The 21,739-nt window shown below is 66.4% G+C and carries 18 protein-coding genes, 1 tRNA gene and 1 pseudogene; 7 read left to right on the top strand and 13 right to left on the bottom strand.

Going from position 1 to position 21,739, the window contains the following annotated elements; genetic code table 11:
* Positions 1–84 precede the first annotated feature (84 nt).
* The 5 genes from GWK50_RS04920 to GWK50_RS04900 all read right to left on the bottom strand — a co-directional run bounded on the left by GWK50_RS04920 (position 85) and on the right by GWK50_RS04900 (position 6,692).
* Positions 85–1,695, bottom strand: a complete 1,611-nt coding sequence (locus GWK50_RS04920; RefSeq protein WP_162015573.1) for an AMP-binding protein — start codon at positions 1,693–1,695, stop codon at positions 85–87.
* 15 nt (positions 1,696–1,710) lie between these two features.
* Entirely contained in the window at positions 1,711–2,949 is a 1,239-nt protein-coding gene (locus GWK50_RS04915; protein WP_162015572.1) for a thiolase family protein, read from the bottom strand.
* Between the two features lie 78 nt (positions 2,950–3,027).
* Positions 3,028–4,143, bottom strand: a complete 1,116-nt coding sequence (locus tag GWK50_RS04910) for a DUF5938 domain-containing protein (RefSeq protein ID WP_162015571.1) — start codon at positions 4,141–4,143, stop codon at positions 3,028–3,030.
* A 28-nt stretch (positions 4,144–4,171) separates the two neighbouring features.
* A complete protein-coding gene (locus GWK50_RS04905; RefSeq protein WP_162015570.1) occupies positions 4,172–5,407 on the bottom strand; it encodes an acyl-CoA dehydrogenase in 1,236 nt (411 codons plus the stop codon).
* 199 nt (positions 5,408–5,606) lie between these two features.
* Positions 5,607–6,692, bottom strand: coding sequence for an ABC transporter substrate-binding protein (locus GWK50_RS04900; protein ID WP_162015569.1), 1,086 nt, complete (start codon positions 6,690–6,692; stop codon positions 5,607–5,609).
* A 290-nt stretch (positions 6,693–6,982) separates the two neighbouring features.
* On the opposite strand from GWK50_RS04900, the gene GWK50_RS04895 reads away from it, so the two are divergent.
* Entirely contained in the window at positions 6,983–9,682 is a 2,700-nt protein-coding gene (locus tag GWK50_RS04895) for a LuxR C-terminal-related transcriptional regulator (protein ID WP_162015568.1), read from the top strand.
* A 63-nt stretch (positions 9,683–9,745) separates the two neighbouring features.
* On the opposite strand, the gene GWK50_RS04890 is transcribed toward GWK50_RS04895, so the two are convergent.
* From GWK50_RS04890 to cysM, 3 genes are read right to left on the bottom strand one after another with little or no spacing between them, the layout of a single operon-like run.
* Positions 9,746–9,973 carry a sulfurtransferase TusA family protein gene (locus GWK50_RS04890; RefSeq protein WP_162015567.1) on the bottom strand — a complete coding sequence of 76 codons (228 nt, stop codon included), beginning with the start codon at positions 9,971–9,973 and terminating at the stop codon, positions 9,746–9,748.
* Between the two features lie 4 nt (positions 9,974–9,977).
* The gene (locus tag GWK50_RS04885) at positions 9,978–10,547 is read right to left on the bottom strand and encodes an NUDIX domain-containing protein (RefSeq protein WP_162015566.1); all 570 of its coding nucleotides are present in this window, start codon (positions 10,545–10,547) and stop codon (positions 9,978–9,980) included.
* 59 nt (positions 10,548–10,606) lie between these two features.
* Positions 10,607–11,509 carry a cysteine synthase CysM gene (cysM, locus tag GWK50_RS04880; RefSeq protein WP_162015565.1) on the bottom strand — a complete coding sequence of 301 codons (903 nt, stop codon included), beginning with the start codon at positions 11,507–11,509 and terminating at the stop codon, positions 10,607–10,609.
* Positions 11,510–11,549: 40 nt separating this feature from the next.
* Here cysM and GWK50_RS04875 point away from each other — a divergent pair.
* A tRNA-Leu gene (locus tag GWK50_RS04875) sits at positions 11,550–11,634 on the top strand.
* 118 nt (positions 11,635–11,752) lie between these two features.
* On the opposite strand, the gene GWK50_RS04870 is transcribed toward GWK50_RS04875, so the two are convergent.
* The 4 genes from GWK50_RS04870 to GWK50_RS04855 form a co-directional block, all read right to left on the bottom strand.
* Positions 11,753–12,202, bottom strand: coding sequence for a cache domain-containing protein (locus GWK50_RS04870; protein WP_162015564.1), 450 nt, complete (start codon positions 12,200–12,202; stop codon positions 11,753–11,755).
* Positions 12,203–12,735: 533 nt separating this feature from the next.
* Entirely contained in the window at positions 12,736–13,632 is an 897-nt protein-coding gene (locus tag GWK50_RS04865) for a DUF6279 family lipoprotein (protein WP_242455294.1), read from the bottom strand.
* 1 nt (position 13,633) lies between these two features.
* Positions 13,634–13,849: a hypothetical protein gene (locus GWK50_RS04860; protein WP_162015563.1), complete on the bottom strand. Its 216-nt coding sequence runs from the start codon at positions 13,847–13,849 to the stop codon at positions 13,634–13,636.
* 59 nt (positions 13,850–13,908) lie between these two features.
* Positions 13,909–14,862 carry a LysR substrate-binding domain-containing protein gene (locus GWK50_RS04855; protein ID WP_162015562.1) on the bottom strand — a complete coding sequence of 318 codons (954 nt, stop codon included), beginning with the start codon at positions 14,860–14,862 and terminating at the stop codon, positions 13,909–13,911.
* A gap of 163 nt (positions 14,863–15,025) precedes the next feature.
* On the opposite strand from GWK50_RS04855, the gene GWK50_RS04850 reads away from it, so the two are divergent.
* The 4 genes and pseudogenes from GWK50_RS04850 to GWK50_RS04835 all read left to right on the top strand — a co-directional run bounded on the left by GWK50_RS04850 (position 15,026) and on the right by GWK50_RS04835 (position 20,153).
* On the top strand, positions 15,026–16,222 hold the full coding sequence (locus tag GWK50_RS04850; RefSeq protein WP_162015561.1) for an acyl-CoA dehydrogenase: 1,197 nt from the start codon (positions 15,026–15,028) through the stop codon (positions 16,220–16,222).
* A gap of 244 nt (positions 16,223–16,466) precedes the next feature.
* Positions 16,467–17,738: a CaiB/BaiF CoA-transferase family protein gene (locus GWK50_RS04845; RefSeq protein ID WP_162015560.1), complete on the top strand. Its 1,272-nt coding sequence runs from the start codon at positions 16,467–16,469 to the stop codon at positions 17,736–17,738.
* A 70-nt stretch (positions 17,739–17,808) separates the two neighbouring features.
* Positions 17,809–18,285 (top strand): OsmC family protein, encoded by a 477-nt coding sequence (locus GWK50_RS04840; RefSeq protein WP_162015559.1) that lies wholly within the window; start codon positions 17,809–17,811, stop codon positions 18,283–18,285.
* 137 nt (positions 18,286–18,422) lie between these two features.
* Positions 18,423–20,153 (top strand): annotated as a pseudogene (locus GWK50_RS04835) (methyl-accepting chemotaxis protein).
* Here GWK50_RS04835 and GWK50_RS04830 read toward each other — a convergent pair.
* Complete coding sequence (locus GWK50_RS04830) at positions 20,034–20,675, bottom strand: NAD(P)-dependent oxidoreductase (protein ID WP_162015558.1); 642 nt, start codon at positions 20,673–20,675, stop codon at positions 20,034–20,036. The pseudogene GWK50_RS04835 and the gene GWK50_RS04830 sit on opposite strands and share 120 nt — an antisense overlap.
* Positions 20,676–20,798: 123 nt before the next feature.
* Between GWK50_RS04830 and GWK50_RS04825 the strand changes: the two genes are divergently transcribed.
* On the top strand, positions 20,799–21,701 hold the full coding sequence (locus GWK50_RS04825) for a LysR family transcriptional regulator (protein WP_162015557.1): 903 nt from the start codon (positions 20,799–20,801) through the stop codon (positions 21,699–21,701).
* Positions 21,702–21,739: the final 38 nt, after the last annotated feature.

Genomic DNA, 21,739 nt, shown 5'->3' with positions numbered 1-21,739 from the left:
CAGTCTCCCTTCTTGTTTCGAATGAATGCCACGCATATCTCACCTCCGGTTCTCTCAGGGAGGGGATATGCGGGCCTCTTGAAATCAACCACCCGCATCGCGTCGATGCACGCTCACCGGTTCGCTCTCGAACATCTCCATCAAGAAGCGATCCTGCGGCTTCTCTGACGCCGTCTTGGGGATTTGTGCCAGTACCTGGATGAAGCCAGGCACCATGCCCGCCTCCAGTTGCTGGCGGCACACGGCAAAGAGTTGCCGTGGGTCGAACGCGGCAACGTCCTTGGGTACCACTGCGGCAACGACCTCCTTTTCCCCCGGAGCAAGCTGCGCACTTGCAACACCATAGACATACACGTCATCGACCAGACCTGACTCGGCGATGGCCTTTTCGATGAAGGCCGTGGTGATGAACTCACCGTTGCGCCGGATACCGCTACCCTTGCGGTAATCGAAGTAAAGCCAGCCCTCCGCATCCTCGTGCACCACGTCGCCCATGTGCAGCCAACCGCCAGCGCACTTGTGATGCGACGCCTCGGGGTTTCCAAAGTACTCCACGGCGAAGGGCTCGCCACTGGCATGGCGAAACAGCAACTCGCCCTGCTGGCCACGCGGCACATCGTTGCCTGCCTCGTCCACGATGCGATGGCGCAGTGTTGGCGGCGGCTTGCCGATGCTGCCCACAGGCCCCTGGCCGGGGTGGTTGAAGGTGAGTCCACCTTCGGCCGCGCCGTAGAACTCCAGGATCTGTACGCCGAAACGCTGCTGGAACTGCCGCCAGATGGCGGCAGGCATGCCCGCCGAGATGACGAAGCGCACCGGATTGTCGGCATCGTCCGCGCGCGGTGGCTCGGCATAGACTGCCGTGGTCATTCCACCCAGCAGCGTGAAGCTCGTGGCGCCGTATTTGCGCGTGATGTCCCACAGGCGGGACTTGGTAAAGCGCCGCGAGAGCACGCAACGCAGGCGGCAGGCCAGCGCCGCGCCCAGGGTGATGAGCTGGGCGTTGGCGTGCGTGAGCGACAGGCCCGAGTACAGCACGTCTCCTTCGCGATAGCCGAACAGACGCAGAGCGAGCAAAGCGGTTTCACAATAGCGCCGATGCGTCAGCACGATGCCTTTGGGGTCACCCGTCGTGCCAGAAGTAAAGATCAGCTCCAAAGCACTGTCCGGGCTGGTGGTGCCGATGGTCAGCTCTGGTACCGCCAGTGGCGCGGCGGCTTCCCAGTCCACCACTCCACTGTAAGCCGCGAGCGGCTGCTCGCCCTCATCAGTGGCGAAGGCCAGCACCCAGCGCAAGCCGCTCAAGCGGGGTCGCAGAGGCTGCAAGTGGGGTAGCGCGTAGTCGGCAGCGAAGACGGCGCAGCACTGACTGCTGGTGAGCAGAAACTGCAGCTTGTCGCCCTTGGTGCGTGCGTCGATGGGTACCACGGCCACACCCAGGATGCTCGCGGCCACCATGGCCTCAACGAACTCTACATGGTTGGCCATAAGCAAGGCCACACGTTCCCCAGAAGCAATGCCCAGGTCCTGCATGACCCGCGCCATGCGCTGGCCGTTGTCCCAGAGCTGGCGGTAGCTGCGCACCTCGTCCGGGCGCGTTCCTCCGCCCTCGACGGTGAGCACTTGAAAGTCCGGCAGTTCGGCCGCGCGGTTCGCGACCATGCCGGCGAAGATGTTGTCGGGGTAAAGACTCATCCTGTTTACTCCTGTTCAGCGCCCCAGCAGCGTGAGGCAGGCCACGGCCTCTTCCACGCCAGCGAGCCCACCGCCGTTTTCCGCCAGCGCGATGCGAGCACCCGGCACCTGGCGCGCTCCGGCTTCGTCACGCAACTGCGCGACCAGTTCGAACACCTGCCCCAGCCCCGTCGCACCGATAGGGTGGCCCTTGCTCTCCAGCCCCCCCGAGGGGTTGATGGGGATGGACCCGCCCAGGCTCGTATCGCCACGCTCGGCCGCCGGACCGCCCTGCCCAGGGGGCACCAGGCCCAGCAGCTCCGACTGCAGGATCTCGCCTATCGCCGTCGCATCGTGCACCTCGGCCACGCCCACGTCCTGCGGTGCCACGCCCGCCTGTTCGTAGAGCCGGTGCGATGCCTTGCGCACCAGGTGGTTCTCCAGATCCATCGCCTCGCGCTCACTGCCGGTTTGCAACACGCAGGCCAGTACCCGCACCGCTCGGCGTGCATCGCCTTGCAGTCGCTTGAGGCCTGCAGCGCTGCAGACAATGGCGGCAGCGGCGCCATCACTCACCGGCGAGCACATGGGCAGCGTGAGCGGGTAGCTGATAGGCGGCGCGGCCAGCACCTGCTGCACGCTCAGTGCCTCCCGGTACTGCGCCAAAGGGTTGTGTACCGAATGCGCATGGTTCTTCGCCGCCACCGCCGCGAACTGCTGCTGCGTGGTGCCAAAGATGTCCATGTGCAGGCGCCCCATGGCGGCGTAAATGTCCATGAACACGCTGTAGGGTCGCGGCGACTGGCTGCCCGGCGGTGGCATGACGCCTTCACCCATGGCCAGCAGGCGCGCCCGGCCGGCCTCGGTGTCATGCACGTCCCAGGCGCCGTCGAAGGCGGCAAACATGCGTGCCTTGTCTTCACTCCACATCTTCTCGGCACCCACGGCGAGCACGATGTCGGCCGCGCCGCTGCGCACATGCTGCACGGCCAGATGCAGCGCCGTGCTGGCACTGGCACAGGCGTTCTCCACATTGACAACGGGAATGCCTTCCACACCCATGGCGCGCAGCGCGAGTTGCCCGCGCACCATGTGCTGGCCTTCCATGTGGCCCTGCGTGGCATTGGAGAAATAAGCCGCCTGCAGTTGCCGGGCGCTACAGCCCGCATCCTGCAGCGCGGTGGTGACGGCCTGGCGCGTGAGGTCTTTCACGCTCCATTGCGGGTGCCGGCCAAACGGCGTCATGCCAACGCCGGTGATATAGATCGGTTCCACGGGATGCTCCCAGAATATTTATGAAATATGCATCCAGCGCTTATCCATAAAGCGCTAGATGCTATCAATACAGGAACATTACTGGTGTTTGACTTCCCAGGAAAGGTAGCCCTCGTCCGCCTGCGCCGCAAGCAACTGGCGCGCGCCCAGGATGCGCGCGCCCGAGCCGAAGCCCACAGCCTTGAGCTGCTTGCCCAGCACGCGCTGGGCGGCCTCGGCGGCGAACACGCCGGTTTGCGAATAGGCGCAGCTGCCACGCAGGATGACGCTGACCGACTGCGTGTTGCCGCGCGCCTGGCAGGACACCAGGGCGCGGTGCACCTCGGGGTTCTCGCGCGGCGGCTCGACCTGGGTGATCTGCTGGCCGATGGCGTTGGTCACCTGCTCTTGCGCGGCGGCGTCCAGGTTGCGGTGGTCCTTCTCGAAGTTTTTCAGCACGTCGAGCACGGCCATCATCATGTCCTGGTTGCCCAGGGCGAACAGCACCTGGCAGTTCTTGACGCGCGGGTCGCCGTGGTACCACACCGGCTCGCCCGCGCCGCCCCAGGGCATGCCCTTCAGGATGCGGTGCACGCCGGGCACCATCACGTCGTAGGCCTGGGCCCAGGGCCACTGCACCAGCTCGCCGCCCTTCAAGTAATACATGGGCTTGGTGCACATGCGCAGGAACGACATGGTCGAGGCCACGCTGATCTGCGAGTCGCCGTAATACATCAGGTCCAGGCTGTCGATGCCGGGCGTCTCCAGCGCAATCTCGGCGGCGATCGCGCCTTCGGTCCACATATACGAGTTGGCCGGGCACAGCGCCAGCTCCTTGCGCGCAAACGCGCCGGCGTATTCCTTTTGCAGGTAGAGCATCCAGTCGGTCTCGCCGGTGGTGTCGAAGTAGTGGCAGCCGGCGTCGAGCGCCGCCTGCACCACCGGCTCGCCCAGCTGCATAAAGGGGCCAACGACGTTGAGCACCACCTGGCGGCCCTTGAACAGCTCGGCCAGGCTGGCGCGGTTGTGCTCCACGCCCACGCACTGGTAGTCGTGGCCTTCGAGTTCTGGAATCTTGGCCATCTCGGCCTTCAAACGATCGGCGTTGCGCCCGGCGGCGATGAAGGGAATGCCGCGCTCGGCCAGCTTCCACGCGGCCAGCTTGCCGGTGTAGCCGCTGGCGCCGTACAGAACGACTTGGTATTGCGATGCCATGGTGTTGTCTCCTTATGGGTGAAGTGATTTAGAGCAGGTCGGGGTTCATCAGGTGGTAGCCGCCCTTGATGGCGAGGATTTCGTTGCAGCCGTCCTCGATCAGCGAGGCACGCGCGTCGCGCATGATTTTTTCTACCGGGTAGTCGCGCGCCAGGCCGTTGCCGCCGTGCATTTGCACGGCCTCGCTGGCCACTTCAAAGGCCGTTTGCGTCGCGGTCACCTTGGCCGCCATGGCTGCCTGCAGTGCCATGGCCGGGGCCTGGAAGTTGTAGTGCAGCACCCGGCGCGAAAGCGCGCAGGCCGCCTCCACCTTGCGGAACATGTGAAACAGCCGCTGCGCCACCGACTGGTGGCGAATGATGGGCACACCCCCGGCCTTGCGCTCGTGCGCATAGGAGAGCGCCAGGTCGTAGGCCGAGCGCGCGCAGCCGGTGAAGATGGCCGACATCAGCCCGTTGGCCAGGGTGTGCACCAGGTAGGTGGCCTGCTGGTACTGGTCCGGCCCGGCGAGCAGGTGGGCTTTGGAGAGGCGCACGTTGTCGAAGTAAATCTCGCCCTGGTTGAGCGCGCGCTGGCCCAGCTTGTCGAGCGGCTTGCCGCGCGTGATGCCGCGCGTCTCCATGGGCACGATGACCACCGCGCCGTTCTTCGTGTCCGGCCCGCTGCCGGTGTCGCAGGCGGCGTAGAGGATGCCGACCTGGCCTATGGTGCCGTTCGACACCCAGGCCGACTTCTGGCCGGTGATGATGAGCTCGTCGCCCTTGATCGTCACCACGCAGTTGGGGCGGCCGTACTCGCCCTGGGGGTGGAAGATCATGCGCGCCGGGTCCAGCGTGTCGCTGCCGTGGTCGGGCTCGGTAATCATCCAGCAGCCCAGCTTGGCATCCTGCGCAATGCTGCGGCAAAAGCCATTGCCCAAGATGGCGCTGATCATGGCCGGGATCAGCCCGGCGCCAATCGAGATCGCCAGGCCCGCATCGCCCCAGCCCAGCTCCTCGAACAAGATCGCCATGGTGCGGGCGCGCTCCGCGGGCTCCATGGAAAGCAAATCGTCCACGCCAAAGCCCAGGGCGGCAAACTGGCCGTACATCGCCCACAGCGGCGAGTCGGGGGCGATCACCGCCTCGGGCGCCATGCGGTCGAGCTGGCGGCCCAGCGGGCGCAGCACCTCGCTGGCAAAGCGGCGCACCGTCGCCTGGATGGCGGCGGGCGTGTCGGCAAAATCGGGCTCGGCGCCCAGGGGGGTCAAGGCTACGTAGGCCATGGGTGTCTCCTTTGTTGAATGGGAAAGGGGCCGCAAGAAACCGCTCTTGGCGGCGGCCTGTCTGGCGGATAGGTCACTGTAGAAAGCGCGGGGGCGTTCCGCCATCACCCATTGGGGTGTCCGCGCGGGCTGTGAAGTGGGATGGCACGGGGGATACACGGGGGAGTCGGGTAAGCCATGTGTGCCTACCGTCCATGCATCAACGGATGAGCTTTCCGCTGCGCGAGACCACGCCAATGTCCACGTAAGACAGTCCATCGTGGTTGCTGGCGGAGTACCCTGCCGTCAAACCTCCGAGGTCATGCGGCCTGGTGTTTTCAAGTTCCTGGCGCAGGCATGCGGCGCTTTTCGGATCCGGACAGCGCAGCAGGGCCTGGACGATCAGCCGCGCCGCGATGTACCCCTGGAACGACAGGCTGTTGCCCCCGGATTGCGGCACGTGGGCCGCAAAGTGCTTTCGGAAGTCAATGGCGAGCGGCAGGATGGAGCTGTCCGGGTTGGGCACGATTTGCGAAATGCTCACGCCATGGTGGCTGCCGTTCTCGGCATGCTTGCTGACCAGGCTCGCGTCGTTGTACGAAGGCCCATAGACTGCCATCCGGCTGCCCCTGGCGCGCAGATCCGAGACCAGCTTGGCCGTCTCGGGGGCCGCCAGCAGGCTGATGACCGCCGAGGCGCTCCGCCCCTCCTTGTCCAGTCCCTCGATCGCACCGGCCAAGTCGCCCCGGCCGTCGGGCAGGATGGGAAACTCCCGCACGACCGCGACGCCGCGCGACGCGGCCTCCCGCCGGATGATGTCCACCAGCCCCGTGGTGGTCGCATCGTTCCAGTGGACGACGGCGATCCTGCGCATGCCCAGCGTGGCGATGTGCTCGACGATCTTCTGGACCTCCCTGGCATCGCTCACGCCCACGAAGAACAGGTTCGGGTCCACGGGGTGACGGCGGCGGTACATCTGGGGCACGGTGCCGACGATGGGGATGCCCAGGCGGCGGGCGATCTTCGCATCCATCAGTGCGTCGATCACCGTCGGCGACAGGGGGTACACGAACGCCACCGGGTTGTGGAGCCTTGCAGTCTGGGCATAGGCTTGCACCGTCTGCTCGGGGTCGAGTGGGGTATCCACGGCCAGCAGCTCCACGCGCAGCCCCCGCACCCCGCCCTGCTGGTTGATCCAGCCGAAATAGGCCTGCATCCCCTCATGCAAGGACTGGGCGTAAAAGGCCATGGGACCGCTAAACGGGGCCACCTGGGCGATGGTGATGGCGTTCTTGTCCTGGGCCAATGCGCGGGCAGGCGCAAGGCAGGCTGCCGCGAATGCGAGAACAACGCAGAAAAGCCGCACCGCCCAAGGGCGAGCGGGCGGGACGCAAAGCAGGATGCCTGTCATGGATATGTCTTTCGTTGCAAGGCGGCGGGAGGGCCTCTGCGGGCACTGTAGAAACGCGGCGCGCTCCGTGCCATCACCCGTTTAGCGTGCGGGCGCGCCGCTGCCGGGGGATGGCTCGGGGGATGCACCGGGTGATGGGGCAAGCCCTCTCACCGCCGCGCCGGTGCGCTGGCTAGACTGGCGCAATGCCCAGCAGCGCCCCGGACACCTTTCTGCGCACCAAGATCAGGGTGATGCGCCCGCCCCCCGGCGCCATCGCGCGGCCGCGCCTGGACGCCGTGCGCGCCCAGGCGCTGCAGGTGCGGCTGGTCACGCTCACGGCCCCCGGCGGTTTCGGCAAGAGCACCCTGGCCGCCACCTGGGTGGCGCACTGGCAGGCAGAAGGGCACCACTGCACCTGGCTGAGCCTGTCCCAGGACGACGACGAGCCCGCCCGCTTCCTGCACAGCCTGGCCCAGGCCCTGCAGCGCCTGGGCCAGGGCGTGGGCGACGCGGTGCTGGCCCTGCTGCAGGGCCGGGCACTGGCACCGCCGCGCGCCGTGGTGGCGCTGCTGCTCAACGACCTGGAGTCCTTCGACGGCGAGGCCGTCCTGGTGCTGGACGACTACCAGTGGCTGCACGAGAGCGGCATCCACGAGGCTCTGGCGTTCCTCATCAGCCACGCGCCGCCCCAGTTCCACGTCGTCATCACCTCGCGCGTGGTGCCGCCGCTGGCGCTGGCGCGGCTGCGCGCGCACGGGCAGTGGCTCGACGTGGACGCCGCCGCGCTGCGCTTCGACGAGGAGGAAACCACACGCTTCCTGGCCTCGGCCTGCGCACTGGCGCCCACGCCGGAGCAATCCGCGCGGCTCCATGCCGGCACCGAGGGCTGGGTGGCGGCCCTGCGTCTGGCCGCGCTCGGCCAAAGCCTCACCGGTGCCTACGATACCGACGGCACGCGGAGCAGCTCATCGGTCTTCGCGACCCTGTTCGAGGATCTGCTGGAGAGCCTGCCGCCACCCACCGTGCGCTTCATGGCGCAGACTGCGGTGCTCGAACGCATCCACCCCGACCTGTGCGACGCAGTATGTGACAGCGACGATAGCGCCGCCCAGATCTCCGTGCTGTTGCAGTATCACCTGCTGACCGAGCCCATGGACGGCGAAGGCCGATGCCTGCGCTACCATCTGCTGCTGCGTGAACACCTGCTCGCCAACGTAGCCCAGCGCCTGGGCGTGGACCCACGACTGATGCACCAACGGGCGGCACACTGGTTCGCCAACCAAGGGGCGTGGACCGATGCAGTACGCCACGCCCTACAGGCAGGCGACAGCCGCCAGGCCATTGCGTGGCTGGCGCACTGCTGCATGTCGCTGGTGAAATCGGGTGACCTGTTGACACTGCTCGGCTGGCGCCGACAACTGCCGCCGGAACTTTTGCATACACAACCTCAAGTGCAGCTCGCCGCTGCCTGGGGGCTGGCACTCGCCATGCGCTTCGCGGAAGCGGCACCCTTGTTGGACGAAATTGTGCACGCCGCGCACCAGACGCTCGAAGGCCATGCCCTGCACGACACGCTGGGCGAATGCCTGGCGATCCGTGCCGTCACCGTTGCGCTACAGGACGACTCCCTTCAGGCCTGCGCCATCGCACAGCAGTGGCATGCGGGCGACCATGCAGGCGACGCCTTCACACACAACGTCATGTCCAACGTCATGCGCTATGTGTACTGGAAAAGCGGTGACCTGGTTCGGGTATACGAGCAGCCCTGGGTGGCCACTCCGCCCGGTGACGAGCAGCAAATTGCCTTTTCCACGGTGTACCGGCACACGCTGCTGGGCTGCATAGAACTGCAGAAAGGGCGCCTGGGCCTGGCCGAGCGCCATGCCCGCGAAGCGCTGCGCTGCGCCCACAGCCATGGCGGCGGGCACTCGGTGTCCATGGCATTGGCCGCACCGCTGATGGCGATGCTGCACTACCAGCAAGGCCGATACACGGAAGCCGAGGGACTCCTCACCCCGCTGTTGCCACTGATTGACAACACCGCCATGCACGAGGCACTGGCCCAGGCCTACCAAGTGCTGGTGAACACGGCATACCTGCAAGGGCAGCACGGTCGGGCCTTTGAGTTGTTGGAACGAGCCGAGGCCATGGGCTACAACCGAGGCTGGGATCGGCTGGTAGGCACCATGTTGCTCGAACGCATCCGCATCCTGATCTTTGAAAGGCGCCTCGACGAGGCCAATGCCACCGCCATTCGGATTCAGCGCCTAGCGATCCAAGCGCAAGCCGACCCACCATGTGCCCGATCAGATCTGCTGGTGCTGCGCGATATCGCATCGGCACGGATTGCGTTGGCCAATCAGCGAGTCAACGAAGCGCGGTTCGCGCTCACCGGCTTGTTGCAGGCAGCACACGCTGCATCACAGGATCTGCGCGCCCTGCAGATCGGCGCCTGCCTCGCCATAGCCCACATGGCAGCGGGGGAACAGGACGCATGCTTCGCACAACTGCGCGCCACCCTGCACGACGCCCAGCGCAGTGGTGCCCTGCGCAGCGTGCTCGACGAAGGCGAGGAACTCCACGGATTGCTGCCACGCTTCCTGGTCTCCCGGGAATGCCATGGCGAATTGGCCGACTACGTGCGCGGCCTCATCGCCGCCACGCACCCAAGTCGCAGTTCTGCCGCCGCCGCGCGTAGCATGTTGACCGTGCGAGAAATCCGGGTGATTGAACTCGTCGAGCAGGGCCGTTCCAACAAGGACATCGCGCGCGCCATGGATATCTCCGCCGAGACGGTAAAGACCCATCTGAAAAATATCTTTGAAAAGCTGGGTGTGCAACACAGATCGCAAGCCGTTTTGATTGCACGCTCGCTGGGATTGATGTCCGATTCCCCCCTATAGGCACCGCGCAACCATTGCCTGCGCACCATCACAACCCCCTGCGCGGGTGCAAGCCGGCGCCCCTCAGCGCCGCCGCAGCACGTGGATGTATTCCTCCCCCACCGTCTGCTGCTCCACCAGTTCGTTGCCCGTCTGCTTGGCAAAGGCCTGAAAGTCGCGCAGCGAGCCCACGTCGGTGGCCAGCACCTTGAGCAGCTCGCCGCTCTCCATGTCGGCCAGGGCCTTCTTGGCCTTGAGGATGGGCAGGGGGCAGTTCAGGCCCCGGGTATCGATTTCTTTGTGGGTTTGCATGTTGTCAGTCCTTTGCGGCGGGTTGTTCCAACCCTCGGCGGCGTTCGGCATTTTCCTCCGCGGTGAAGAACACCGGCTCGTGGCCGCGCGTGCGCAGCCAGTCGGCCAGCGCGTAACCCGTGCCCGCGGGCCAGCATTTGAGCTCGTGCAGGTCGAACAGGCGGTAGTCCACCAGCTCGGGCGACAGCCGCACCTGCCCCTCAGCCACCACATGGTAGGCAATGATGACCTGGTTCATGCGCAGGAATTCATAGGCACCCACCAGGGTGCAGGACTGCACGTCGAGGTTGGTCTCCTCCTTCACCTCGCGCGCGATACCGTCCTGCGGTGACTCGCCCGCCTCCATGAAGCCCGTGATCAGCGCAAACATCTTGACCGGCCAGGCGGCGTTGCGCGCCAGCAGTACCTTGCCGCCCACCTCGACGATGGCGGCCAGCACCGGGGTGGGGTTGTTCCAGTGTGTCCAGCCGCAGGCGGGGCAGCGCAGGCGTTCCTTGTCGCCACCATCTTCGGCCTGGGTGAGCAGCGCCAGCGGCGTGGCGCAGTGGGTGCAAAAGCGGGGTTGGTACTGCATTGCTATGATTTTTATAGCTTTCAGCGCTTATATTCAGGGCGCTAGAGGCTTATTTTCCTTCAAACCGGGAAGACGCCGGTGGACAGGTAGCGGTCGCCCCGGTCGCACACCACAAAGGCAATGCAGGCATCGCGCTCGCGCGCGGCGATCTGCTGCGCCACCCAGCACGCGCCGGCAGCGGAAATGCCCGCGAAGATGCCTTCCTCACGCGCCAGGCGGCGGCACATGTCTTCGGCGTCGCTCTGGCTGACCAGCATCAGCTCATCCACCGCCTTGGCATCGTAGATGGCGGGCATGTATTCCTGCGGCCACTTGCGAATGCCGGGGATGCGCGAACCCTCTTGCGGTTGCGCGCCCACCACCAGCACCTTGGGGTTCTTTTCCTTGAGGTAACGCGAGACGCCGGTGATGGTGCCCGTGGTGCCCATGGCGCTGACGAAATGGGTGATGCGCCCACCCGTCTGCTCCCACAGCTCGGGGCCAGTGGTTTCGTAGTGGATGCGCGGGTTGTCGGGGTTGGCAAACTGGTCCAGCACCTTGCCTTCACCCCGCTTTTGCATGGCCAGGGCCAGGTCACGGGCATGTTCCATGCCGCCGCTCTTGGGCGTGAGCACCAGCTCGGCACCAAAGGCCTTCATGGTCTGGGCGCGCTCAATGGACAGGTCTTCGGGCATGACCAGCACCATGCGGTAGCCCTTGATGGCCGCGGCCATGGCCAGCGCAATGCCCGTGTTGCCAGAGGTGGCCTCGATCAGCGTGTCACCCGGCTGGATGTCGCCGCGCTCCTCGGCGCGCCGAATCATGGAGAGTGCAGGCCGATCCTTCACCGAACCTGCGGGATTGTTGCCTTCGAGCTTGCCCAGGATGACGTTGCCACGCTCGGCGTTCTCGCGTGCGCCGATGCGCTGCAGCGCAACCAGCGGCGTGCGGCCGATCGCATCTTCAATGGTTGGGTAATTCATGCTCCCTACTGTGCCATAATTTAGGACTTCACTGATTCCCGCCCGGGTGGTGAAATTGGTAGACGCAGGGGACTCAAAATCCCCCGCCGCAAGGCGTGCCGGTTCGAGTCCGGCCCCGGGCACCACAGACAAAGGCCGCATGTTCGCCCGAACATGCGGCCTTTTCTTTTGGTGCGATCGGGCATTGCAAGCCCACACGTCAACGGCGGGCAGTTCCCGTTTCAAGGCTTGTGCCAGGCAGTCTTACTGGTAGTAGCCCACCGCGCAGACCTGGTCGCCAATCTTGGTCACCAGGCTGACCTTCTTGGCCGGAGCGCTGGAGCCGGGCTTGGGCCACAGGTAGCCGACTTCGGCCACGGCACCTTCCTTGGCTTGTTCGTACAGCTTGGAGCCGATCGGGTCGCCGTCCTTGGTCTTGAGGTCTTTCATGCTCTGGCCGGTGAGCGTGGGGTGGGCAGTGAACTTGCCGTCTGCCCCACCGCAGAAGGGGTACAAGTCGCGGTCCTTGAAGCCGTTTTCGCCCTTGGCGATTTGCGACAGCGCAGCCGCCTTGTCGGCCTTGATGGCTGCAATGGTCTTGTCCAGCATGGCGCGTGCCTCGGCGGCCGAGCCAGACTCTGCTGCGGCCAGGCTGAGCGTGCTCAGGCCCGACATCAAGCCCGCGGCACACGCAAGAGCGATCCATTTTTTCATGTCGATTTCCTCTTTCAAGATTGGATATGGATAAATTGATTCGATTGCTGGAATGAATCGACCCGGAGCCTAAGTGACCTTGTCTGCGCTGGCGACCCCCAAAGGGTTAATGAACTGCAACAGAGCTCTGCAAATGAGAACTTCGCAGCATTTGGCGACAATTGCGCCATTTTTCAGCAAGTTTCAGGTCAGTTTCGTAAGCAATTGGCAGACCCAGATACTCTGACCCGCGTGCTTTTGCGCGGGACTGATACGGGTTTGCATTCAATCGGATAACTAGGCGGGAAGCCGAAGACAGTGCTGTGGCACGGCGAGGCAAACCAACGACGTTATACGGTTGAAGGCAAATCCGTATGAGGGGCGCCGCAGCCTGCGTGCGGCACCCGAAGGGTTGTCCCCGTTGGCCTTGGACAAACCTGTGGACAACCCGTGGCCTGCATGGGCAAGGCGTGCGCAAGTGCCCGCCACGCAAAGGGTTGTGTTGCGCTGCCGCAATTTCAGGCAGTGCCGGTTGGCGGCGCCCCATGGTCACCCTACTGGGCCGCCAGCACCCAGAAGTCGCGCTCATACCCCTTGAGCGACTGCACCGCCTGCATGCGCTGCGCGGGCGTCATGGCGTTGTGCATGCGCGCGAAGGCGTCGCAGCCCTCCTCCACCAGGCGCTGCGCGTAGCGCTGGTAGGCAAGATCGGGGGATGCGTTGAAACGGTCGCGGTAGCCGCGCAGCAGGCCCAGGGCGCGCTGGTGGTCGCTGCGGTCCTGCGCGATGCTCTGCAGCACCCCGACCAGGTCCTTCTGGCGGCGCAGGCGCTCTGCGTAGCTGCGCTGCGGGTCGAAGGCGGAGCGGGCGACATAGCCGCGCAGCGCTTCCCGGGCCGGTTCGTCCAGGGTGCCGTAGAAGGTTTCGGCGCGCGACAGGAGTTGCTTGTAGCGCTGCTCGCGCATCCGCTCGGGGGATGCATCCAGCCACTGCTTCTTCCAGTCGGCGTTGCTTTGCGCCTGTTGCACTTCCAGCGTGCGGATCTGTGTCGGGCTGAGCTGCGGCGCCAGCCACAGGAGTTGCTGCTCGGCCTGTGCCCACACCGCATCCAGCTGGATGCGCACCTCGTCGTAGATGCGGCAGGCCTGGTCGGGAGTGACGGTGGCCGGCAATTGCTGCTGCACCTGCTGCAACAACCTGGCGTGCTGGGGCAGCATGGTGCTGCGGTGCCACTGGTGCAGCAGATCCAATTCGCTGCGCACCCGGTCGGTCTGTGCATCCGACAGGTCGAGGTAGCGGTCCAACTGCCAGTACGCCAGCTGCGGCACCTGGCTGTAGGCCAGCCTGACGGCGCTGCAAGCTTGCAGCAGCAGGACCCACACCAGCAGGAGGGCAAGGCACAGCGCTCGTTGCAGACCGACCGGCAGGGACACGTCAGGAGCCCAACGCAACTCAGTTGTCCTGGCGCCGGATCAACGCCCGGCCGGTGTCAGTGATGGTCAGTTGGCCCGACGCGTTCTTGGCGATGTAGCCGCGCTCGTACAGGCGCCCAGACATATGCTCCTTGAGTGCCTGCGGCGTGCTGACCAGTTTGCCCATCTCCAGTTGCTTGAGCGTGTCCAGCTCGTCCACGGTGGGGTCGAAATGCGGTGCATGGTAGGTGGTCATGGCAAGCCTTTCGCTGATGTATCAGGACGGCTTCATTGTTGCGCAGGCCATGGGCGGCGTCAAAAACCCTGCGCTGCGGATGGGTCGGTAGCGCCCACCACCGTCTGCAGCCATGCGCCAAAGGTCGCCAGTGCCGGGGATGGGGCTTGCTGCGCTGGTTGGACAAGGTAGTACGCGCGCTCGCCAGGCAGCGCCCGCGGGCAGGCCACCACCAGCTGGCCGCTGGCCAGCTCGGCCTCGATGAGCAACGGCGGAATCAGCGCCACCCCCATGCCCAGCGTGGCCGCCTGGGCCAGCATGGAGAACAGCTCGTAGCGCGGCCCGTCCAGCGCGCGCGGGGCGTCCACGCCCATGGCGTCGAACCACTGGCGCCAGGCCAGCGGGCGCGTGCTTTGCTGCAGCAGCGGCAGTGCGGCCAGGGCCGCAGGCTCCACCGGCTGGTGCGCGCGCCCCCGGCCCCGGGTGGCGACCGATTCGAGCAACTGCGGGCTGCACACGGGCAGCACATCCTCGTGCAGCAGCAGTTGGGCCTGCGTGCCCGGCCACTGCGCCACCTGCTCGGGCGTGCCTGCGTACAGCGCGGCATCGTAGGCGGTGTCGGCAAACAGGAAGGGGCGTGTCTGGGTATCCAGGTGCACCACGATGTCGGGGTGCTGCTGCGCCAGCAGGGGCAGGCGCGGAATGAGCCAGCGCGTGGCAAAGGTGGGCACCGCCGCCAGCGCCAGCGCACCGCCCACGCCCTGGCGGGCCATGACGTCGAGCGTGCTCTGCTCCAGCACCTGCAACCAGCGCGCCACTTGGCGGCCGTAGCGCTGGCCCGCCGGGGTGAGCACCACCCCATGGCGCGTGCGCCGGAACAGGGCCACGCCCAGTTGGTCCTCCAGGGCCTGGATCTGCCGCGAGACTGCGCTCTGCGTGAGCGCCAGCTCCTGCGCGGCACGGGTGTAGCTCTCATGCCGGGCGGCGGCTTCAAAGCAGGCGAGGGCCTGGGTGGAGGGGAGATGGCGACGCATGGCACGCATGGCACGCATCATACATTCACAAACCGCATATCTGGATGCAAACAACTCGTTTGCTTATCGTTTCTCACCCCCCTACTATCGCCCCCATGCATGCTGATTTGGCATGTGAAATGGCTTTCACCCCCCCGCAACCCACACCACCGGAGACACGCACATGGCCCACGCCGCTTTTCAATGGGACGATCCTTTCCTCCTGAGCCAACAACTGACTGACGACGAGCGCGCGATCCGCGACGCCGCCGCCGCCTACTGCCAGGACAAGCTGGCCCCGCGCGTGCTCGACGCCTTCCGCCACGAGAAGATGGACACCACCATCTTCCGCGAGATGGGCGAAGTGGGCCTGCTCGGCCCCACCATCCCCGAGCAGTACGGCGGCCCCGGCCTGAACTACGTGGCCTACGGCCTGATCGCCCGCGAGGTCGAGCGCGTGGACTCGGGCTACCGCTCCATGGCCAGCGTGCAAAGCTCGCTGGTGATGGTGCCCATCCATGAATTCGGCACCGAGGCGCAGAAGCAGAAATACCTGCCCAAGCTCGCCAGCGGCGAGTGGATTGGCTGCTTCGGCCTGACCGAGCCCGACCACGGCTCCGACCCCGGCAGCATGGCCACGCGCGCCTACAAGGTCGATGGCGGCTACAAGCTCAAGGGCAGCAAGATGTGGATCACCAACAGCCCCGTGGCCGACGTGTTCGTGGTGTGGGCCAAGGAAGTATCCGAAGGCGGTGCCGTGGGCCCCATCCGCGGCTTCGTGCTGGAAAAGGGCTGGAAGGGCCTCACCGCCCCCGCCATCCACGGCAAGGTGGGCCTGCGCGCCTCCGTCACCGGCGAGATCGTCATGGACGACGTGTTCGTGCCCGAAGAGAACGCCTTCCCCGAGGTGCAGGGACTCAAGGGCCCCTTCACCTGCCTGAACAGCGCCCGCTACGGCATCGCCTGGGGCGCGCTGGGCGCGGCCGAGTTCTGCTGGCACACCGCGCGCCAGTACACGCTGGACCGCAAGCAGTTCGGCCGGCCTCTTGCCGCCAACCAGCTCATCCAGAAGAAGCTGGCCGACATGCAGACCGAGATCGCCATCGGCCTGCAGGCCTGCCTGCAGTTCGGCCGCATGAAGGACGCGGGCACAGCCAGCGTGGAAGGCACCTCCATCATCAAGCGCAACAGCTGCGGCAAGGCGCTGGACATTGCCCGCCTGGCGCGCGACATGATGGGCGGCAACGGCATCAGCGACGAGTTCGGCGTGGCGCGCCACCTGGTGAACCTGGAGGTGGTGAACACCTACGAAGGCACGCACGATGTGCACGCGCTGATCCTGGGGCGGGCGCAGACGGGCATTGCGGCGTTTTCCAACTGAGACAGCGGGCCCCTCGCTCCCCGCTGCCAGCTGCGGCAATCAGAACTTCAGAACTCCCCTCTCCCCTCGCGGGAGAGGGGCCGGGGGAGAGGGGGTGGCGGCGCATGCGGTGTGCCTCATCTCCCCCACCCTCTCCCGCGAGGGGAGAGGGAGCCTCCAGGGTGCATCGCCGCGCATTTCAAGTGTTTTAGGCCTCTAGCGCTTTATGGACAAGCGCTACCAGCTATCAAATTTATAGTACTTCATGACCACCCCCTCTCCCTCACCAGGCGCCCTCGCAGGCATCAAGGTGCTCGACCTCTCGCGCGTGCTCGCTGGCCCCTGGTGCACGCAACTCCTGGCCGACCTGGGCGCCGATGTGGTCAAGGTCGAGCGCCCCGGCGCAGGCGACGACACGCGCCACTGGGGCCCGCCCTTCCTGAAGGACGCGGACGGCAACGACACCCGCCAGGCCGCCTACTACACGGCCTGCAACCGCAACAAGCGCTCGGTCACCATCGACATGGCCACGCCCGAGGGCCAGGCGCTCATCCGCCAGATGGCGCAGCAGGCCGATGTGGTGGTGGAGAACTTCAAGGTCGGCGGCCTGAAGCAGTACGGGCTGGACCATGAGAGCCTGCGCACGCTCAACCCGCGCCTCATCTATTGCTCCATCACCGGCTTCGGGCAGGACGGCCCCTACGCTGAGCGCGCGGGCTACGACCTCATGGTGCAGGCCATGACCGGGTTGATGGACATCACTGGCCGCGCCGATGGCGAGCCCGGCGGCGGCCCACAGCGCGTGGGCGTCGCGGTGATCGACCTGTTCACCGGCCTGTATGCCAGCAACGCCATCCTGGCCGCGCTGCATGTGCGCGACAACGCCGCCACCGGCACCGGCCAGGGCCAGCACATCGACATGGCCCTGATCGACGTGGGCATGGCCGTGCTCGCCAACCAGGCCGCAGGCTACCTGGCCACCGGCGTGGCACCCGTGCGCCAAGGCAACACCCACCCCAGCCTGGCGCCGTACCAGGACTTCCCTACGCTGGACGGCAGCATGCTGCTGGCCATTGGCAACGACGGGCAGTTCCAGCGCTTTTGCGCCGCCGCCGGCCAGGGCGCCTGGGCGCAAGACCCGCGCTTTGCCACCAACACGCTGCGCGTGCAGCACCGCGCAGACCTCATCCCGGCCATGCAGGCGGTCACGCGCACGCGCACCACCGCCGACTGGATTGCACTGCTCGAAGACAAGGCCGTGCCCTGCGGCCCCATCAACACCGTGGCCCAGGCCTTTGACGATGCCCAGGTCAAGGCACGTGGGCTGGCTGTGACCCTGCCGCGCTGGCCGCAGGGCGAAGCCGCCGACGGCGTGCAGCACATCACCGGCGTGGCCAGCCCGCTGCGCCTGTCCGCCACGCCGCCTGTGCTGCGCAACGCCCCGCCCGCGCTGGGCCAGCACACCCACGAGGTGCTGCGCGAACTGGGGCTGGACGCACAGCGCATCGCCCAGTTGCAGGCCCAAGGGGTGGTGTGATACAAAACGGGCTCCAGCGCTCATATTCATTGCGCCAACAGCTATTATTTTTATAGCAAAGGAGCCTTTCATGGCCAACTACGAAGCCCAGGTGGTCTGGGAACGCGGCGACCAAGCCTTTGTGGACCAGCGCTACAGCCGCCGCCACTGGCTGCGCTTCGATGGTGGCCTGGAGGTGCCTGGCTCCTCATCCCCCCACGTGGTGCCCCTGCCCTGGTCCGACCCGGCGGCGGTGGACCCGGAAGAGGCCTTCATCGCCTCGATCTCCAGTTGCCACATGCTGTGGTTCCTGTCCCTGGCGGCCCGCGAAGGCTACTGCGTGGACCGCTACGAAGACCGCGCCAGCGGCACCATGGCACAGAACATCGCGGGCAAGTTTGCTTTTTCCGAGGTCACCCTGCGCCCGCAGGTGCACTTCAGCGGCCACCTGCGCCCCACCACCGAGGCCATCCACACCCTGCACCACCGCGCACACGAGGAATGCTTCATCGCCAACTCCGTGCGCTGCGAGGTGCGCTGCGAGCCGGTGATCGAAGACGCTGCCTGAGCCCGGACCAGGCCATCGGGTTTGTGCGGAGCACCAGGCGATAACGCGCCCCCATAACTGGAGCGCACCCGCAGCGCTCAAGGGCCTCGAAAGGCCCTGCCACGACCTGCCCCCACACATCGTTCGGAGAGATCGCCATGAAGCTGCGCCTCAAGCTCCCCCTGGTGTTCACGGCAGCCCTGCTGCTTCTGCTGGCCGCCGCGCTGTTTGGCATTGCGTGACTCAACCAGGCCCTCACCACCTACGAAACCGAAGTGGCCGCCAGTGTGGACCACTAGCGCGCCGCTGCCAGCATGTTGGTCGCCTTCAAGGTGCAGGTGCAGGAGTGGAAGAACGTGCTGCTGCGCGGCAAGGATGCCGAACAACTCAAGCGCTACTGGGCGGCCTTTGAAAAGGAAGAAGCCGCCATCCAAACCCAAGCCGCCCAGCTGCTGAAGGGCCTGCCCGCAGGGGACGCACGCGAGCGGGTGCAGCAGTTTGCCCAGGCGCACCAGCGCATGGGCACCGACTACCGCAAGGGCCTGGAGGCCTTCCACAGCGCCGGGCAAGACCCGCAGGCAGGCGACCAGGCCGTCAAAGGCATGGACCGCGAGCCCGCCAAGCTGTTGGACCAGGCGGGCGAACTGATCCAGAAGGCCGCAGCCGCCACCGCAGACAAAGCCGCCGAACGCGCACGCAACGCCACGGTGATGAGCCTGGCCGTCATGCTCATCGTCTGCGCGGCAGGCATCATCGCCGCAGTGCTCTTCAGCCGCACCGTGACCCAGCCGCTGGACCGCGCGGTGCAGGTGTCCCAGGCCGTGGCTGGGGGTGACCTGACGGTGGCCACGGCGAGCCAGGGCAAGGACGAAATCGCGCTACTGCTCAACGCCCTGTATGCCATGCAGGGCAGCCTCTCCCAGGTGGTGCACAACGTGCGCCAGAACGCCAACATGGTGGCCTCGGCCAGCACGCAGATCGCCCAGGGCAACCAGGATCTCTCGGCCCGCACGGAAAGCCAGGCGAGCGCACTGGAAGAAACATCGGCCTCGATGGAGGAACTGAACTCCACCGTCAAGGCCAATGCCGACAACGCCCGCCAGGCCAACCAGATGGCCGTCAACGCCTCCACCGTGGCGGTGCAGGGCGGCGAAGTGGTGTCCCAGGTGGTGGAGACCATGAAAGGCATCAGCACCGCCAGCAACAAGATCGCCGACATCATCGGCGTGATCGACGGCATCGCCTTCCAGACCAACATCCTGGCGCTCAACGCGGCCGTGGAAGCCGCCCGCGCGGGCGAGCAAGGCCGAGGCTTTGCCGTGGTGGCCAGCGAAGTGCGCAGCCTGGCCGGGCGCAGCGCCGAAGCGGCCAAGGAAATCAAGAGCCTGATCAGCGCCAGCGTGGAGCGCGTGGAGCAAGGCAACATCCAGGCAGAGAAGGCCGGAGAAGCCATGACCGAAGTGGTCAACGCCATCCGGCGTGTGACCGACATCATGGGAGAGATCAGCGCCGCCAGCAGCGAACAAAGCGCGGGCGTATCGCAAGTGGGCGAAGCGGTAACGCAAATGGACCAGGCCACGCAGCAGAACGCCGCGCTGGTGGAGCAGATGGCGGCGGCGGCGGGCAGCCTCAGCGGCCAGGCGCGCGAACTGGTGCGCGCCGTGGCCGTGTTCAAGCTGTCTTCCGACGCAAGCTCCCAGCACCCCAGCACCCCAGCGCAGCGCCTGCGCTGCAGCGCCTGCCACGGCCAGCCGCCTGAGAACCTGAGATCAATACGCCACGGTGAAGCGCTGGCGCACATGGCGCGGCGTCTGCAGCTCATCCACGATGGCCACGGCCAGGTCGGCCACGCTGATGGTGCCGGGCTGCTCGCCGGCCATCAGGGGTGATTCCGTCCCTAGCCGGTACTGCCCCGTGCGCTCGCCCGGCTGCAGCAGGATGGCGGGCGACAGGAAGGTCCAGTCCAGCGTGTCTTCGGCCCGGATCCAGTTCAGCGCCTCACGCGCGGCCAGTGCGCCCTGCTTCCATTCGGCCGGGAACTGGGGCGTGTCCACGAGTTGCACGCCGGGCGCCACGAACAGGCTGCCTGCACCACCCACCACCAGAATGCGGCGCAGGCCTGCCTGCTTGGTGCCATCGATGATGGCGCGGGTGCCGAGCAAGAACTCGTCGTGGATGCGCGGGTTGTCCCAGCCTGGGTTGTAGGCGCTGACCACGGCATCGTGCCCGGCCACGGCGCGCGCCACCTGGGCGGCATCCTGGGCATCGGCCTCGCGCACCGTCAGGCCTTCCCGCGGGGCGAGCTTGGCCGGGTTGCGGGCCAACGCCGTCACGCGGTGGCCGCGCTGCAGCAATTCCTGGAGCACGGCCGATCCGACAAAACCGGTGGCGCCGATCAGAGCGATGTTCATGGGGGTTCTCCTGGTTCCAAAGTTGCGATGCCGCAAGCTTACGAACTGCACAATCATTGCGGTAGAGGGTGAAAATAGCCTTCACAATGAAGCCCTACTTCACAATCAAGCCAGGAGACACCCATGGATGACCTGCGGCGCATGGCCGTGTTCGCCAGCGTGGTGCAGCACGGATCGATGAGCGGTGCGGCGCGTGCCCTGGGCATGAGCACCTCTGCCGTGAGCCAGCAGGTGCGCCTGCTGGAGCGCACCGGTGGCGTCACCCTGCTGCACCGCTCCACGCGCAAGCTCGTGCTGACCGAGGCGGGCGAGCGCTACCACACGCACTGCGCAGCCCTGTGCGCGGCGGCCGAGCAGGCGCGCGCCGAGCTGGCCGCGGCACACGCCGCGCCCAGCGGCGAGCTGCGCCTCTCGGCCACCGTGGGTTTTGCCCGCCATATCGCCCCGGCCCTGGGCGACATGCTGGCACGCCACCCCGCACTGCGCCTGCGGCTGCTGGTGGACGATGCGCCCATCGACCTGATCCAGTCGCGCATCGACCTGGCGCTGCGCTTTGGCCGCCTGGCGGACTCCACCTGGGCCGCGCGGCGCCTGTGCGCCATGCAATGGTGGCTGTGCGCCAGCCCCGACTGGCTGGCGCGCCACGCCGCGCCGCTCGACCCCGACGCGCTGCACGCCCAGGATTGGCTGGGCTTTTCCCGCGAGGGCACGGGCCTGCGGCTGGAGCTGCAGGGCCCGGCGGGCACGGCGCGCGGCCTGGTGGTGCAGCCGCGCATCGCCAGCAACAACCAGCTCTCGATCCAGCAGATGTGCGAGGCCGGCCTGGGCCTGGCGCTGATGGGCAGCATGGACGTGCAGGAGGCCCTGCAGGCCGGGCGCCTGGTGCGGCTGCTGCCGCAGTGGTCGTTCGGCACGCTGGACATCTGGGCCGTCACCCCGCAGCGCGACGCCCAGCCCGCCAAGGTGCGCCAGGCCATCGAGGCCTTGCAGGGCTACCTGCGGACGCTGCCCGGCGTATCGTCCTGAACCATCAATTTTTTATTTCCAACTAGAACAAATAAAAT

The organism is Acidovorax sp. 210-6, from assembly GCF_010020825.1.
GTDB lineage: Bacteria > Pseudomonadota > Gammaproteobacteria > Burkholderiales > Burkholderiaceae_C > Simplicispira > Simplicispira sedimenti.
This window is presented reverse-complemented; position numbering and strand designations above follow the sequence as displayed.

What these genes read in the sequence shown, in the direction of transcription:
- GWK50_RS04855 (WP_162015562.1), bottom strand. Translation starts at nt 14,862, where the DNA reads ATGCGTCGCCATCTCCCCTCCACCCAGGCCCTCGCCTGCTTTGAAGCC.
- GWK50_RS04850 (WP_162015561.1), top strand. Translation starts at nt 15,026, where the DNA reads ATGGCCCACGCCGCTTTTCAATGGGACGATCCTTTCCTCCTGAGCCAA.
- GWK50_RS04895 (WP_162015568.1), top strand. Translation starts at nt 6,983, where the DNA reads ATGCCCAGCAGCGCCCCGGACACCTTTCTGCGCACCAAGATCAGGGTG.
- GWK50_RS04890 (WP_162015567.1), bottom strand. Translation starts at nt 9,973, where the DNA reads ATGCAAACCCACAAAGAAATCGATACCCGGGGCCTGAACTGCCCCCTG.
- GWK50_RS04830 (WP_162015558.1), bottom strand. Translation starts at nt 20,675, where the DNA reads ATGAACATCGCTCTGATCGGCGCCACCGGTTTTGTCGGATCGGCCGTG.
- GWK50_RS04885 (WP_162015566.1), bottom strand. Translation starts at nt 10,547, where the DNA reads ATGCAGTACCAACCCCGCTTTTGCACCCACTGCGCCACGCCGCTGGCG.
- GWK50_RS04910 (WP_162015571.1), bottom strand. Translation starts at nt 4,143, where the DNA reads ATGGCATCGCAATACCAAGTCGTTCTGTACGGCGCCAGCGGCTACACC.
- GWK50_RS04840 (WP_162015559.1), top strand. Translation starts at nt 17,809, where the DNA reads ATGGCCAACTACGAAGCCCAGGTGGTCTGGGAACGCGGCGACCAAGCC.
- GWK50_RS04845 (WP_162015560.1), top strand. Translation starts at nt 16,467, where the DNA reads ATGACCACCCCCTCTCCCTCACCAGGCGCCCTCGCAGGCATCAAGGTG.
- GWK50_RS04905 (WP_162015570.1), bottom strand. Translation starts at nt 5,407, where the DNA reads ATGGCCTACGTAGCCTTGACCCCCCTGGGCGCCGAGCCCGATTTTGCC.
- GWK50_RS04920 (WP_162015573.1), bottom strand. Translation starts at nt 1,695, where the DNA reads ATGAGTCTTTACCCCGACAACATCTTCGCCGGCATGGTCGCGAACCGC.
- GWK50_RS04860 (WP_162015563.1), bottom strand. Translation starts at nt 13,849, where the DNA reads ATGACCACCTACCATGCACCGCATTTCGACCCCACCGTGGACGAGCTG.
- GWK50_RS04825 (WP_162015557.1), top strand. Translation starts at nt 20,799, where the DNA reads ATGGATGACCTGCGGCGCATGGCCGTGTTCGCCAGCGTGGTGCAGCAC.
- GWK50_RS04870 (WP_162015564.1), bottom strand. Translation starts at nt 12,202, where the DNA reads ATGAAAAAATGGATCGCTCTTGCGTGTGCCGCGGGCTTGATGTCGGGC.
- cysM (WP_162015565.1), bottom strand. Translation starts at nt 11,509, where the DNA reads ATGAATTACCCAACCATTGAAGATGCGATCGGCCGCACGCCGCTGGTT.